Below are 14230 nucleotides of genomic sequence, written 5' to 3' on the forward strand. Positions count from 1 at the left end.
CGATCTTCAGCGGTTCCGGACCTCACGCCCCGTCAGCGGGAGCCGGTCCAGCCACACTCGACGCAGCTGTGGAGTCCCTGCACGTTGACGGTCGCGGCGGAACAGTCCGGGCAGGCCGTCGCGTTCGGCCCGTCTGCCCTCTCGGTGTCCTCTCTCCGTCCGTCGGTTCCGGACTGGTCCGGACCGGACCTGCGGAACCGCTGGTGAACGCCGCCGTCCCCCCGATTCTGGTTCGTACAGGGCCACAGTGTTTCGTCGTTTCTTTCCATCGTACACACTCGTTCAACCTCCTATGGTAAATACATAGCCGTGGTTGAGTGTAATTATACTACGCGGGGAGAAGATAGTCACAGGATTCAACGGAGAACTGCACCAACCGCTGCGTGCCTGACACGTTGTCGCCCTCTTTCCCGTACTGACGGGTACCTCGCGCGTCACGCGAACCCGGCGTCCCGAACGAGATCGGCGACGACGTGAGCGTACACGACGACCGCGGTGAACGCGGCGACAGGAACGGAAACGAGTGCCAGTGCGGCCGTCAACACACCGCCGATCACTGCGTGGCTAAGCAGTCGCTCTAACCGCATCTGGCTGCCTGGGACCCCCTCGAACACCTCGTCTTGCTCCGTGAAGGCGAAAATTGGGTCAGTCAGGCAGGCGCAGAGATGCGACCAATCGCCGGCGTGTCGGCGGGCGACGACGAAGTGGTCGAGGTCGATGAACACCGAGACGAAAACGCCGTACGCGAACAGTCCGATCAGAACGGGTGTCGGGAACGATTCCCGTAGAACGGCGACGGAGAGGCCCGAAACGACGCTCCCGACGGCGAAGTGTTCGCGCGAGTACATCGCTCTATCGAGCGAAGGGCCGCCAGTACAATAACGCGACCGTGACGAGAAACACCACGGTCGAGAGCGTGTAAGACCAGTTCATCACCGAGAGCGCGACCGCCGAGGAACTCCCGAGCAGTCCGGTCGCGAGCGACGCCAGAACGGGCCACGTACAGCTAACACAGGAGAGCAGACCGAGCGCGCCGGAGACGGCGGAGCCGGTAGCGTCCAGAACGGTCGCGTACACGAGATACGACAGTGCGAGATACCCGATGACGCGGTACGGCAGGAGCGCAACGCGAACCAGGTCGCCGACGTAGGTCACCGCTGGACCCCATCCGGGGATGAGCCAGGCGATACGCGGCCCCGATTCGGGGAGGGGAACGTCGATAAAGAGGTCCCCGACAGACACCAGCCCACCAGCGACGGCGATGAGTGCGAAGTATCCGACCGCGATTCCGAGCGCGGTCCTGCGCTGGCGCCGCGGTGCGTCGGGCGGGTCCGTCCGAAGGAGCGCCCAGACGCCGACGTTGATCCAGACGAACGCGAGAAAGATGTTGAACAACCCATTCAGGGTCGTCCGCCAGAACCCCGGGTAAAACAGGATCACCAGTAGCTCGGTGTTCAGCACCAGCGCGCCGTACACCACGGTGTCCCGCTCGGGCGGCGACGGCCGGAACGAGGTCGCGCTACGGCTCATACTGCGATGGAGTCGACGACGACGGCCAGTAAGAGCGCGCCGAGGTAGGCGTTCGACGCGTGAAACGCGCGCAGCGCGGCCGTTTCGGTCCGGTCACGGTGTAGACGGATCACGGCCCAGAGGAAGACGCCGCCGAGCGCGACGCTCGTCAACGCGTACAGCAGACCGAGTTCGCTGACGGCCGAAAGCACCGTTGCGCTGACGAGCGTCGCGGCGAGGTAGTAGACGACGTGTTTTCTGGTCTTGGCCTCACCGCGGACGACCGGCATCATCGGGAACCCGCCGCGGGCGTAGTCGTCCTTGTACGCCAGCGCGAGGTTGTAGAAGTGCGCGGGAGTCCAGAGGAAGATGACGCCCGCAAGCGCCAGCCCCGGAACGCCAACAGACCCGGTCACCGCGGCCCAGCCGATGACCGCCGGAAGCGCGCCGGCCGCGCCGCCGATGACCGTGTTCTGGACGGTGTTGGGTTTGAGCACCACCGTGTAGATGACGCTGTAAAACAGGATCGCCGACAGTCCGAGGGCGGCCGCGAGCACGTTCAACTGCAGGAACGCGACCAGCGACAGGGCGGTCAGCGAGACGCCGAACGCCACCGCGTTCCGGACCGAGACGATGTCTGTCGCTATCGGTCTGTCCGAGGTGCGGTTCATTCGGCGGTCGACATCGCGCTCCAGAACGTGATTGAACGTCCCGCTCGCACCGATGGCGAGGACGCCGCCGAGAAGCGTCAGCACTACCGTCCTGACGGTGAGTCCCGGCCCGGCGGCGAGTGCCATCCCGGCGGCGGCGACGAGACAGAGCAGCCACATGAGCCGGGGCTTCATCAGGCTGACGTAGGCACCTGCGTACGTTTTTGCACGCGCGAGCGGCGCGTCAGGTAACGTCGGGTTCTCGGGCGCGACTTCGGTGGCGTCTGCCTCCTCAACTACACCGACCGGCTCCCGGTCGGCGGGGGTCGCGGTCTGGACTTCCAGAAGCCACGCGACTGCGAGGGTAAGACAAGCGAACAGTCCGGTTCCGAGCAACAGGTGAACTCCGGACAGAGCGGCGGTCGGACCGCTCACTGCGGCGATAGCGCCGAGTCCGACCTGAATCGGATAGCCGAGCATGGCAGCGGTGAGCGCCGCTCGTACGCGTCGGGGCGGATCACCGAGCCAGGCGAATATTCCGGTGGCGAGAACCAGTCCCGCGACAACGAGCGCGGCGACGCGGTGACCCCAGGCGACGGCGAGGTCAGGGTTTCGAACGTCGACGAGCCACTGGCCGTTACAGGCGGGCCAGGTAGAGCAGGCGGCGGCCGCGTCCGTGATAGCTGTCGTCGCGCCGACGATGATGAGCAGGTAGACGCCCATCGCCGTCGCTGCGACGAGTCCCGTGAATCGTTCGTCAGTGCGGACGGGACGAGGGTATGCGTCGCCGTCTCTCTCAGTGCGGTCCCTGTTCGAATTGTCCACGTCGGATCCTCTCTGTTTGAGTGTTCGTTTCCGTCCACTTAGGCCCGCCGTTTTCTCCATCCGGAGACGCCGTCGCGACTCCTCTGTCTGCCGGAAATTCAGCAGGTATTTAACCGAGAATTCCTAACTTCCAGCGTGTTATGAAGAGAACGCGGATTACCGCCGTGACGCTTTTCGGGGTAGCGTTGCTGGCGCTGGCCGCCCAACCGGCAGCGGCCGCGGAGTCCACGACGGACCGCCTCATCAGCAATCTCAACCAGGAACTGCTGTTCGTCGCGGTCCCGATCACGCTGCTGGTCGAGGGCATCCTCATCTACACGGTAGTTCGGTTCAAGGACAACGACGATCCCAAACCGACCCGGGAGAATCGCCGACTCGAAATAACGTGGACGATAGCAACCGCGATCATCCTGCTGTTCGTCGGCGTCGGCGCGTACAACGTGATGGGAGCGGACGACGTCATCACGCCGACCGAGGTCGATCCGGGGCCGGAGGACGAACAGATCAACGTCACCGCCCAGAAGTACTACTGGACCTTCGAGTACGAGAAACACAACGTGACCGTCGACTCCAACCAAGGGCAGTTAGTCCTCCCGGCTAACCAGACGGTGTACCTCGAGATCGGGACCGTAGACTGGTTACACGCGTTTCACGTCCCCGACCTCGGCCTGAAACAGGACGCGGTTCCGGGCCAACAACACGTCCTACAGACTGAAGCGACCAATCCCGGAAACACCTACCAGGGGTACTGTGCCGAGTACTGCGGGCAGGGACACTCGCAGATGATGTTCGAAGTGAGAGTCGTCAGTCAGGAGGAGTTCGAGGCGTGGATCCAGGAGCAACAGGAAGACTCAGACACCGAAGCGGCGAACCAGACCGCGTACTGACCGTTCTTTTCTCCGCCTCGATCCGTTTCCGAACAGCGTCGCCGACGTTCGAGCAGTCGCCGACGCAGTTGGATGGATTTTTGGTAGTCCAAACGAAACCAGCCAAGTATGACCGTAGCGGACGACACGGCGGATGACCATCACGGGCACCACCTGCCGGCGGTGGAGGATTGGCCCCAGGGGTTCGGCGAGGCGAGTTGGTGGCCGTTTATCACCGCACTGGGCGGCGCTGGGTTCTACGTCGCCGCAGGACTGTACCTGCTCGGCGGCGACTCTGGACTCGTCGGGTCGAGCGTCGGCCCGTACGCGTTCGTCGCGAGCACATTCGTGTTCCTCCTCGGCCTGTACGGCTGGGTGTACCACGCCTTCGTCAAGGCGTTCTGGGAACGCGGTGCGGACCATCAGAGCGAGAGCAAACTCCGCTGGGGGATGATCGCGTTCCTCGGCTCCGAGATAGCGACGTTCGGCGCTGGATTCGTCTACTACTTCTTCATCCGAGTAGGCGAGTGGCCGCCGGGCGAGGTGCCGGGACTGACCGGCCTCGTCCTCGCTAACACCATCATTCTGGTTATTAGCAGCGTCACTATCCACTACGCGCACGTCGCGCTCCGGAAGAACAACCGTCGCCGGTTCCTCCTCTTGCTCGGCCTGACGCTCCTGCTCGGCCTGATATTCATCGGCGGGCAGGTGTACGAGTACTACGAGTTCATCGTCCACGAGGGACACACGCTGACCGAGAGCATCTACTGGAACGGGTTCTACGGGCTGACGGGACTACACGGTCTCCACGTCTCGCTCGGCGCGGTGATGCTCGCGGTCGTGTTCGCCCGCGGCCTGAACGGACAGTACTCCGCGGAGCGCCACGTTTCGGTGAGTACTGTCTCGATGTACTGGCACTTTGTCGACGTCGTCTGGATCTTCCTCGTCGTCGTCCTGTACGCCGGCGCGTCGGCCTGACCGCGCTCGTTCCATCATGGAACGCCACGTACGTCGGCAGTTTTGTGGCCTCGTGGCGGCAGTGCTGGTCGCGGTGGCGTTGCTCTCGGGCCGGGCCTTCGCCCACGGTGGCGCGCTTCGGTCCTCGGGAGAGTCACTCGCCGTACCGACGTGGCTGTTTCTCGCAACGGGCGGCGGCGTCGTCGGAGCGTCGTTCCTGCTCGCCAGCCTGGTCACCGACCGGACTCTCGTCCGGCGGATCGACGAGTACGGGTCGACGCTCGCTCTCTCGCGAGCGCGAGTGGTCGACGTGTTCGGGTCCATTGTCGGCGTGGCCGGACTCGCGGCGGTCCTCTGGTTCGGGGTTCGAGGCCCGACTGACCCGTTTCGAAACCTCGCGGTTCTCGTCGTCTGGGTCGGCTGGTGGGCCGGATACGTCATGTCCGTGTATCTCGTCGGCAACACGTGGCCGACGCTGAACCCGTTTCGGACGCTCGTCGAACTCCTTCCCTCACTCGAACTGGCCTATCCGGAGCGCCTGGGGTCGTGGCCGAGCGTCGCCGGCCTGATCGCGCTGATCTGGGTCGAAGTAGTGAGTCCACTCGCCGACGACCCGCAGTTGCTCGCACAGGTAGTCGCGGCCTACACTGCGGTCACTGTGGTCGGCGGCGCGGCGTTCGGCCCGGAGCGCTGGTTCTCGACCGTCGATCCGGTTTCACGCGTCTTCAGCTACTACGGCCGCGTCGCACCGGTGGAACGCATCGACGACGGCCTGTCGCTCCGCCTGCCGGGCATGGCGCTGACGGACTCGCGCGGCGTCGACAGTATCTCCGAGGTCGCATTCATCGTCGCGCTGCTGTGGGTGACGACGTACGACGGCCTCGTGACGGTGCCGGCCTGGGCCGACGCGACGAGGGGGGCCGTCGGCGCGGGCCTTCCGGTTCAGGCGGTGTACGTCGGAAGCCTGCTCGGCGGGTTCGTCCTGTTTTTCGGTGCGTACGTCCTCGCCTCGTACGCGTCGTGGCGACTGGCTGAGACGTACCTCCGGCCCGCGAGACTCGCACGGAACTTCGCGCCGCCGCTGCTGGCTATCGCCGCGGGCTATCATCTCGCGCACTTCCTGGGCTACTTCCTCTCGCTGCTCCCGCCGCTGACCGCCGCCCTCTCGGACCCGTTCTCCCCGCCATCGAACCCCCTGACGTACGTGATGCCGTCGTGGTTCGGCGGCCTCGAACTCACGTTCGTACTGGTCGGCCACCTCGTCGCTATCTGGGTCGCACACGCCGCAGCGTACGACGTCTTCCCGGGTCGCTTGCAGGCCATCCGGAGCCAGTACCCGTTCATCCTCGTCATGGTGATATACACGATGGTGAGCCTCTGGATAGTTTCGGAACCGAGCGTCACTCCCCCATACCTATGACGACTGACAACCACACGGACGACGGCCCCGCCAGCGCAACCGACGGATCGCCCAGTACGAACGTCGACGCGTCGGCGGACGAGACGACGTACGACTGCAACTACTGTGGCCGACCGTTCGCCCGCGAGCAGTACCGCACGCTCCACGTCGGCCTCGACCACCACGACGAGTGCACTGACGCCGAGATAGAGGCGTTTCAGGACGCGTACAGCGAGGAGGGCGAGGAGATACGGCTGTTCCGACTGAAGGCTATCGGCGGCCTCGTATTGCTTTATTTCGGGTTCCTGTTCACGTACTCGATCGTCACCTGAGCGGCCGGGAGCGCGGCGCGAGGCGGTCTACCGAACGTCGCGCGAGGACGGGGGAGGGCAGGCCGGTAACCAAGAAAGAGTTACCCCGAGCGAGTGAGCGGGGCGAACGAGCGAGTGGCCTTTTTTGGCCGTGCTTTTTCGCGCGAGTGGTGCGCTTCGCGCACGCGCACGGAAAAAGCACGCTCTACATACCCATATCGTCGGCGGGTTCGGGCACGGGGAGTTCGTTCGGGGACGCTCCTAGCAGTTCCGCGGCGTGGTCGAGCGCCATGTCGAACCCGTAGTACCGTTCGAGTTCGTCGCCGTCGGCGGCGGGTCGTACTTTCAGCATGGCGTACCCCTCGACGTTCTGTGCGACGGCCGCCGTACGCCCGTCGCGTTCGAACTCCAGGACCCGTTCTGTATCGGTCTCGTAGTAGCGGGCGGTGACATCGTTCTCGGTCGCCGTCTCGGTCATACCGCCGCTTTGGCGTCCAGACAATCTAACCTGTCGGTTCTGCCGGATGGTGAACACATTTATCTGTTTACTGATGTAACACCCAATATATGAGTTTCACTGCGTTCATCGACCGGGTAGACGGTCGAAAGCGGACACTGTCCCTGTACAACGTCGACGTTCCGAAGGAACGTATCGACGGGATCGAAGCGTTCTTTCGTCCGCAACAGGTGCAACTGCGCCGGTCCAGCACGGACGACGGTTGTCCGCGTAATTTCGCAGTGTTACACGAGAACGGGGAGTTCATTGCCGCCAGCGGAATCGAAGAACTGGCAGTCGCGCTCGATTTCGAGAAGGGGATATACGGGAGCGAGACGGTCGCCGACGTGGAGTACACCGAGATACTGCGCCACGTCGACAACACGACGTTCTCGGGATACGACAAACGGCGGATGATAATCGCTTCGAGAGAGATAGAGATGCAGGCGTGGAACGCGGGGCGCGGCCAGTTACACGTCGGATTCCAGCGACTGCCCCTCCTCTCGTCACAGGATCAGGTGTATTCGAAGCTCGCGGACAGTGCGGTCGGTGTGCACGTGTACGGTCGTCCCGACGGCGTCGCCCCTGAATGGCAGGGGCTTTCGGTGTATCCATCGGACGCTGACGAGATAGCCGATTCGTGGTTCGTGGTTTTCGACGGCGACGGTGACGACGAGCGAAAGTGCGCGTTCCTAGGAACGGAGGTTCGGGACGACGAGTACACGGGATTCTGGACCTACGATGCGGCGATCGTAGACGAACTGCTTCGGTACATCACGACCACCTACGGCGGCGAGGCCTGATTCGGAAACGCAAGCCATGACTCCGCCTATGCCTTGCCTTCCGTATGAGCAAGTGGCTCCAGAGCGGTATGCGGCGGGACCTCTGTGCGTTGCTGTACGGCGGGGAACTGCGCGGGCAGGAACTGAAAGCGGCGCTCGAAGCCCATTACGACGACCGGGTCGACCCCGACCGGTTCTACGGCGCGATGCAGAAGCTTGTCAGGGCGGGCTACGCGGAGAAGCATACGGACGGTCTCCACGACGTGTACGCGCTCACGGACGCGGGAGAGCGAGCGGTCGCGGCCCACGCGGAGTGGCTCGACGGGCAGGTCGACTGAACACCGGGTGGATAACCGGAGAGCTTGACTGTACGCCGGGTGGGCGAACTGGTCCGGTCAGTCCAGTAGCTGGTCGCCGATAGTGTTGCGCAGGACTTCGCTCGTCCCCTCGTAGATCTCGTTGAGCTTGGCGTCCCGGTAGAACCGTTCGGCGGGGAAATCCTTGGTGTAGCCGTAGCCGCCGTGGATCTGGATGCCTTCGTTCGCGACTTCGCGGCTGATCTCGCTTGCGTACAGTTTGGCCTGTGCGGCCTCTTTGACGAAGTTCTCGCCGCGGATCTTCTTGTCCGCCGCGCGGTGCATCAGCATCTTCGCGGCCTGGAGCTTGGTGTCCATGTCCGCGAGTTTGTGTTTGATCGACTGGAACTCGGCGATTGGCTGGTCGAACTGCTCGCGCTGCTGGCCGTACTCCAGTGCCTCGTCCAGGGCGGCGCGGGCGATACCGACGCCGCGGGCCGCGATGGTTATCCGCCCGCCGTTCAGCGTTTTGAGTGCGTGGACGAACCCTTCGCCCTCCTCTCCGAGGCGGCGGTCAGCGGGGATGCGCATGTCGTCGAAGCGCAGTTCGGCAGTGGGGCAGCCCTTGTCGCCGAGTTTCTCCTCAGTCCCTTCAACGATGAAGCCGTCGTCCTCCTCGGGGCGGACGATGAACGAGGAGATACCCTTGTTGCCGGCGTCGGGGTCCGTCTTGGCGAACAGGGTGACAGTGTCGGCGACGGAGCCGTTCGATATCCAGAGCTTGCCGCCGTTGATGACGTACTCGTCGCCTTCCCTCTCCGCCGTCGTCTCGTCTCCGTCCGAGTGAGACGTCGCCGTGGTTCGCTCGGCGGTAGTCTCCATCGCGGGCACGTCGCTCCCGGCACTGGCCTCCGAGAGCGCGAACGCGCCGATGTCGTCGCCGGCGGCCAGCGGCGTCAGGTATTTCTCCTTCTGGCGCTCGTCGCCGAACTCGTACACCATGTTGCCGGCGAGGCTGATGTGTGCGGCGACGACAGTCCCGAGACCGCCGCTCCCGCGGCTTATCTGTTCCAGCCCGATGGCGTAGGAGTGGTAGTCGAGGCCTGCGCCGCCGTACTCCTCGGGGAACGGCATCCCCATGAGTCCCAGGTCGGCCATCTCGTCGACCAGGTCGGCGGGGAACTCGTCCTCGTGGTCTATCTCCCGGGCACGGGGGACGACCTCTTCGTCCACGAACTCGGTGACCATGTCGCGGATCTGCGCCTGCTCCGCAGAGAGAGTGAAGTCCATGCACGTATCTTTGATGGACGATGCTTTAGTTTTCCCGGCATCGGTGTGACGACCGCGTCTCCCGGATGCTTTTACTCCGTGGGTTCCTATGGCTATCGAGTGGAATGCATTCGGGCCGAAGCACGCGGACGGCCGCCGAGAACCTCGACTGGTGTCATGACGCCGTTCAAGGTGTATCGCGGACGTTCGCGATAACGATAGATGCGCTAAAAGAGCCGATGTCGTCGCGAATTTGTGTCGGATATCTAATGTGTCGGATCGCAGACACTGTAGAGGACGCCGGCCACGTGCCGGCCCAGAAGAAAGCCGACCTGCTTCGCCAGTACGACCGCGTGCTCTCGCCGGACGACCAGACGACCGTCGAGGAGTTCAGTGAGACGGTCGAACCGTGGATCCCGGACGAGCGAACCGCCGACTGGGACGTGGTCGCGGCGACACCACGAGTGACCAGTACGTTCTCCGCGCTCCCCGACCAGGCCCAGTCAGCGCTCCGCGGGCCGGTTCGCGAACTCGTCTCCGGGATGGCGATGTTCGTCGAGCGATACGCGGACGTCGGCGGGTTGCGGATCGAGACTATCGACGAACTGGAGGAGTACTGCTGGTACGCGGCGGGGACAGTCGGCGACCTGATAACGAATCTCCTCGCCGAAGACGCCGCCCCGAAAGAGGCAGAAACGCTGGAGGAAAACGCACGGTCGTTCGCGCTGTTGCTCCAGTTGGTAAACGTCGCGAAAGACGTCTCCGCGGATTACGACGAGGAGGACAACGTGTACCTCCCCGCGACGTGGTTACGCGAGGAGGGCCTGACCGCGGAGGAGGTCGCCCAGCCCGAACGAGCGGCGGACGTCGCGCGGGTCGTCGAACGCGTCACCGACCACGCCGCAGGATATCTCGATGACGCGCAGGCGTATCTCGAAGCGCTCCCGGAGACGGACGGCAACACTCTCGCCGCGTGGGCCATCCCGTATCTGCTCGCGGTAGCGACGATCCGCGAACTCCGCGAACGCCCGGCCGACGTCGTGACCGAAGGGACCGTCAAAGTCCCCCGTGCGGAGGTCACAACGCTCGTCGCCCGATTCGGTCAAGGTGTCGACAGAGAAGAGCTCTCGGGCCTCCGAGCCGACATGACGGAGCGCCCATTACACCAGTCGAACTCGTAACGTCCCGTGTCGGCGATGGTTAGTCGTACTCGTAGAACCCCCGTCCGGACTTCTTCCCGAGGTCGCCGGCGTCGACTTTTCGTTTCAGCAAGTAGGCGGGTTTGTAGCGATCGCCCAGTTCCGAGTGGAGCGTCTCCGTCGCGTCGAGACAAACGTCCAATCCGATGTGGTCGGCCAGTTCGAGCGGACCCATCGGGACGTTAGTGCCGAGTTTCATTCCGTTGTCGATGTCCTCCTTGGTGGCCACGCCCTCGTCGAACGCGCGGATGCCTTCGTTGATCCACGGCATCAGGATCCGGTTGGACACGAATCCCGGCTTGTCGTCGGACTCCCACGTCGTCTTGTCCAGGGACTCGGAGAACTCGTGGGCCAGATCGGCAGTCTCGGAACTCGTCTTCTCGCCGGTGACGATTTCGACCCCCTCCATCACCGGAACGGGGTTCATGAAGTGGATACCGACGACCCGGTCGGGCCGGTCCGTCGCGCTCGCTATCGAGGTGATAGAGAGCGTCGAGGTGTTGGTCGCGAGACAAACGTCGTCGTCGGTCACCCGGTCAAGATCCGCGAACACGTCCTGTTTCACGTCGATGTTCTCCACGACCGCCTCGATTACGAGGTCACAGGTTTCCAGGTGGGACAGCTCGGTCGTGCCGGTGATCCGGTCGCGGATCGTCTCCGCGTCGTCCTCGGTGATTGTCTCCTTCCGAACGAACCGAGCGAGGCTATCGTCTATCGTTTCGAACCCCTGGTCGACTAGGTCTTGCTCGATGTCTCGCAACACGACATCGTAGCCGTTCGTCGCGGCGACCTGCGCGATACCGCTTCCCATCGTTCCCGCGCCGATGACGCCGACGCGTTCTATCGAGTCGAGTCCGCGTACCATACTGGCAATCCTTGCGAATCCCACCTAAGTGTGCCGCCTTTCGGCGGCCGCTGGCCGCTGCTCCCGGACGAATTGACTTCCACTTGACAGCACTGACCCGAATGGGTACCGTCTGTATGGGTTCAGACAGGGCCGTTCGGGGATCGTGCTGCGAGGAAATCACGTTGGTAGCGTCGTTCCGGAGAGAGAACACGTTCGTAGTGTTGTGCACTGAGTCGGATCGCGAATACGCCGGACTGCACCGACTCGAACCCGGCTCGGTACTCGCGTCAGACGTTTGTCCCAGAGATGACCGATCAGTAACAACTTTCAAGGGGGATTGGTGACAGGTATCTGAAAATCAGTGAGTTTACGTGAGTAAAAACGACGACTCGGCCGGCGAGGCCGACACGGATGACCTGACCGACCTGCAGTTCGTGGGCGAGTCGACGGCGTCGACGTTACGCGAACTGGGCGTGAACGCCGCAGACGTCAGAGCGAAGACGGTGTCGTACCGGCAGCTGGTCGACGCGGGGGTCAACCCCGGCGTGGCGACCAAGATACGCCGGGAACATTCGTTGCACTGGAACTTGGACGGGCAGGGCGAAGACCTCGGCAACCGTTCGAACACGGTCCGCGGCCTACAGGACGCGGAGCGCGACTGGGTCGCCGAGAGCCAGGGCGACTGGCAGACGACGAACTCGGACGAGTCGCCGACACAGTCGGGGGACTGGACGCCGTCCGACGGCGGGACGGACGCGGCCGCCGACGCGGAGGCCGACGGCAGTGGTGCGGCCGAAGCGGCGGAGTCCGCGTGGCGCGAGCGGAGCAGGCCCGACCCGGTGACCGACCTCGACTGCGTCGGCGAGGGCGACGCGGAGATGCTGGCCGACGCCGGCGTATCGTCGGTCCGCCGCCTGGCTACGGCTGACCCGGAGAGCATTGCGGACTTCCTCCAGATAGACGAGGTGCGCGTCGCGGAGTGGTGCGCTGCTGCGGGGAATCGACTCGCGAACTGATTTACTATCCCAGTAGTAATAGTTGGCAGTTCGGAGTAGCCCGTTTGAACGGCTATACAGTCAAGATACGCTCTCCTTGTGCCGTTATCCGGTCCTCGTTCCCCTCCATCAAGTATATATGTATGTTCATGGAATTCCGAACCAGATGATCCCGCTGACCGACTCAGATATCACTCGGGACGGAAACGTACTTATTCTGGCGATGGACCACGGACTGGAGCACGGACCGACCGATTTCGAGGCGGTTCCGGAAACGCTCGATCCGGAGACTGTCTTCGACATCGCGACCCACGACGCGGTGACGTCGATGGCCGTCCAGAAAGGCGTCGCTGAGACGTACTATCCGTCGTACGAGGACGACGTGTCGCTGCTGGCGAAACTCAACGGGACGAGCAATCTCTGGATGGGCGAACCGTACTCGCCGAAGAACTGGACCGTCGAGAACGCCCTCGAACTCGGGGCCGACGCGGTCGGATACACAGTGTACTCGGGGTCGAACCACGAACCCGAGATGTACGAGGACTTCCGCGACGTGCAGGAGGCCGCCCACGACCACGACACGCCGGTGGTCATGTGGTCCTACCCCCGCGGACAGGGGCTGAAAAACGACACCAAGGACAAAGTGATCGCCTACGGGTCCCGCATCGCGCTGGAACTCGGTGCCGACATCGCGAAGGTGAAATACCCCGGTAGCAAGGACGGAATGGAGTGGGCCGTCGACGCCGCTGGCGACGTGAAAGTCGTCATGAGCGGCGGGTCGAAGGTTTCCGACTACGAGTTCCTGCAGAGCGTCGAAGCGGTCATGGACGCGGGCGGTTCGGGCCTCGCTGTCGGCCGAAACGTCTGGCAACGAGAGGACCCCGAGGCGATCCTCGATGCCCTGGAACAGGTCATCTACGAGGGGGCGACTGCCGACGCCGCACTAGAATGAGCACGCTACAGCGCGAAGCGGTCGCCGAAACGGTGTTCGACGCCGTCGCGGAGACGACGGCAGGGATCCGGGACGGCCTCCGAGGCCGACGTGAGAGCGTGGACTCGGAGAACGCAAGCGGCGAAGCCCAACTCGCGGCCGACGTGTGGGCCGACGACGTCCTTGCGGACCGCATCACCGACGTGGAGGGCGTCGGCCAGTTCGTCAGCGAGGAACGGGACGACGTGACGGACTGCGGACAGGGACTCTCCGTGGCGCTCGACCCGCTGGACGGCTCTTCGAACCTCGAATCGAACAACCTGATCGGGACCATCGTCGCCGTCTACGACGGGGACCTGCCGGCGAAAGGCAGAGATCTCGCCGCCGCGGCGTACGTCGTGTACGGCCCCATCACGACGATGGTTGCCGCCGTCGACGACAGCGTGACCGAGTACGAGATCGTCGACGGGGAGCGCCGCCCCATCGAAAGCGACGTGACACTCGGCGACGACCCGACCGTCTACGGGTTCGGCGGCCGCGTGCCCGACTGGACTCCGGAGTTCGAGAACTACGCCGAGGACATCGAGTCCGAACTCAAACTCCGCTACGGCGGTGCGCTGGTCGGCGATGTCAACCAGGTGATGGGGTATGGCGGCGTGTTCTGTTACCCCGCGCTCCAGTCGCGCTCGGAGGGGAAACTCCGCCTCCAGTTCGAGGGGAACCCGATCGCCTACATCGTCGAAGCCGCTGGCGGCCGGTCGTCGGACGGCGAGCAGTCGCTGCTCGACGTGGAACCGACGCGGATCCACCAGCGCGTGCCGGTCCACGTCGGTAACGCGAACCTGATCGACCGCCTCGAAGCGGAACTGGACTGATCGACCGCCACGAATCCGAACTC

General features: G+C 63.9%; 17 protein-coding genes. 10 read left to right on the forward strand and 7 right to left on the reverse strand.

Annotation, left to right across the window (positions count from 1 at the left end; genetic code table 11):
- Window positions 1-32: 32 nt before the first annotated feature.
- From EYW42_RS19865 to EYW42_RS12330, 4 genes are all read right to left on the reverse strand, one after another.
- Complete coding sequence (locus EYW42_RS19865; protein WP_135535590.1) at window positions 33-269, reverse strand: hypothetical protein; 237 nt, start codon at window positions 267-269, stop codon at window positions 33-35.
- 165 nt (window positions 270-434) lie between these two features.
- Complete coding sequence (locus EYW42_RS12320) at window positions 435-848, reverse strand: hypothetical protein (protein WP_135535591.1); 414 nt, start codon at window positions 846-848, stop codon at window positions 435-437.
- A gap of 4 nt (window positions 849-852) precedes the next feature.
- Complete coding sequence (locus tag EYW42_RS12325) at window positions 853-1530, reverse strand: DUF7546 family protein (protein WP_135535592.1); 678 nt, start codon at window positions 1528-1530, stop codon at window positions 853-855.
- Window positions 1527-2984 (reverse strand): heme o synthase, encoded by a 1458-nt coding sequence (locus EYW42_RS12330; protein WP_259371293.1) that lies wholly within the window; start codon window positions 2982-2984, stop codon window positions 1527-1529. Before EYW42_RS12330 ends, EYW42_RS12325 begins: the two co-directional genes overlap by 4 nt.
- Before the next feature lie 140 nt (window positions 2985-3124).
- Here EYW42_RS12330 and coxB point away from each other — a divergent pair, with 140 nt between their 5' ends.
- The 4 genes from coxB (at window position 3125) to EYW42_RS12350 (ending at window position 6538) form a co-directional block, all read left to right on the forward strand.
- Window positions 3125-3871 carry a cytochrome c oxidase subunit II gene (gene coxB, locus EYW42_RS12335; protein WP_135535594.1) on the forward strand — a complete coding sequence of 249 codons (747 nt, stop codon included), beginning with the start codon at window positions 3125-3127 and terminating at the stop codon, window positions 3869-3871.
- Between the two features lie 108 nt (window positions 3872-3979).
- Complete coding sequence (locus tag EYW42_RS12340) at window positions 3980-4828, forward strand: cytochrome c oxidase subunit 3 (protein WP_135535595.1); 849 nt, start codon at window positions 3980-3982, stop codon at window positions 4826-4828.
- A 16-nt stretch (window positions 4829-4844) separates the two neighbouring features.
- Entirely contained in the window at window positions 4845-6227 is a 1383-nt protein-coding gene (locus EYW42_RS12345; RefSeq protein ID WP_237561319.1) for a hypothetical protein, read from the forward strand.
- Window positions 6224-6538, forward strand: coding sequence for a DUF7410 domain-containing protein (locus tag EYW42_RS12350; protein WP_237561320.1), 315 nt, complete (start codon window positions 6224-6226; stop codon window positions 6536-6538). Before EYW42_RS12345 ends, EYW42_RS12350 begins: the two co-directional genes overlap by 4 nt.
- Window positions 6539-6722: 184 nt before the next feature.
- Here EYW42_RS12350 and EYW42_RS12355 read toward each other — a convergent pair whose 3' ends face one another.
- A complete protein-coding gene (locus EYW42_RS12355) occupies window positions 6723-6995 on the reverse strand; it encodes a DUF7111 family protein (protein WP_135535596.1) in 273 nt (90 codons plus the stop codon).
- Between the two features lie 89 nt (window positions 6996-7084).
- On the opposite strand from EYW42_RS12355, the gene EYW42_RS12360 reads away from it, so the two are divergent.
- Together EYW42_RS12360 and EYW42_RS12365 are read left to right on the forward strand one after the other, a co-directional pair.
- Window positions 7085-7816, forward strand: a complete 732-nt coding sequence (locus EYW42_RS12360) for a DICT sensory domain-containing protein (protein WP_135535597.1) — start codon at window positions 7085-7087, stop codon at window positions 7814-7816.
- Between the two features lie 44 nt (window positions 7817-7860).
- Window positions 7861-8133 (forward strand): PadR family transcriptional regulator, encoded by a 273-nt coding sequence (locus EYW42_RS12365; RefSeq protein ID WP_135535598.1) that lies wholly within the window; start codon window positions 7861-7863, stop codon window positions 8131-8133.
- A 57-nt stretch (window positions 8134-8190) separates the two neighbouring features.
- On the opposite strand, the gene EYW42_RS12370 is transcribed toward EYW42_RS12365, so the two are convergent.
- Window positions 8191-9381 (reverse strand): acyl-CoA dehydrogenase, encoded by a 1191-nt coding sequence (locus EYW42_RS12370; RefSeq protein WP_135535599.1) that lies wholly within the window; start codon window positions 9379-9381, stop codon window positions 8191-8193.
- Window positions 9382-9485: 104 nt separating this feature from the next.
- Between EYW42_RS12370 and EYW42_RS12375 the strand changes: the two genes are divergently transcribed.
- Window positions 9486-10541 carry a phytoene/squalene synthase family protein gene (locus EYW42_RS12375; protein ID WP_135535600.1) on the forward strand — a complete coding sequence of 352 codons (1056 nt, stop codon included), beginning with the start codon at window positions 9486-9488 and terminating at the stop codon, window positions 10539-10541.
- Between the two features lie 19 nt (window positions 10542-10560).
- Here EYW42_RS12375 and EYW42_RS12380 read toward each other — a convergent pair whose 3' ends face one another.
- The gene (locus tag EYW42_RS12380; protein WP_135535601.1) at window positions 10561-11424 is read right to left on the reverse strand and encodes a 3-hydroxyacyl-CoA dehydrogenase family protein; all 864 of its coding nucleotides are present in this window, start codon (window positions 11422-11424) and stop codon (window positions 10561-10563) included.
- A gap of 353 nt (window positions 11425-11777) precedes the next feature.
- On the opposite strand from EYW42_RS12380, the gene EYW42_RS12385 reads away from it, so the two are divergent.
- The 3 genes from EYW42_RS12385 (at window position 11778) to EYW42_RS12395 (ending at window position 14207) form a co-directional block, all read left to right on the forward strand.
- Window positions 11778-12422: a DUF7409 domain-containing protein gene (locus EYW42_RS12385; protein WP_135535602.1), complete on the forward strand. Its 645-nt coding sequence runs from the start codon at window positions 11778-11780 to the stop codon at window positions 12420-12422.
- 145 nt (window positions 12423-12567) lie between these two features.
- Entirely contained in the window at window positions 12568-13353 is a 786-nt protein-coding gene (locus EYW42_RS12390; protein WP_135535603.1) for a class I fructose-bisphosphate aldolase, read from the forward strand.
- Entirely contained in the window at window positions 13350-14207 is an 858-nt protein-coding gene (locus EYW42_RS12395; RefSeq protein ID WP_135535604.1) for a class 1 fructose-bisphosphatase, read from the forward strand. Before EYW42_RS12390 ends, EYW42_RS12395 begins: the two co-directional genes overlap by 4 nt.
- Window positions 14208-14230: the final 23 nt, after the last annotated feature.

Origin of the sequence: Halostella pelagica, from assembly GCF_004762015.1 — an archaeon.
In the GTDB taxonomy this organism is placed as follows: Archaea; Halobacteriota; Halobacteria; order Halobacteriales; family Natronoarchaeaceae; genus Halostella; species Halostella pelagica.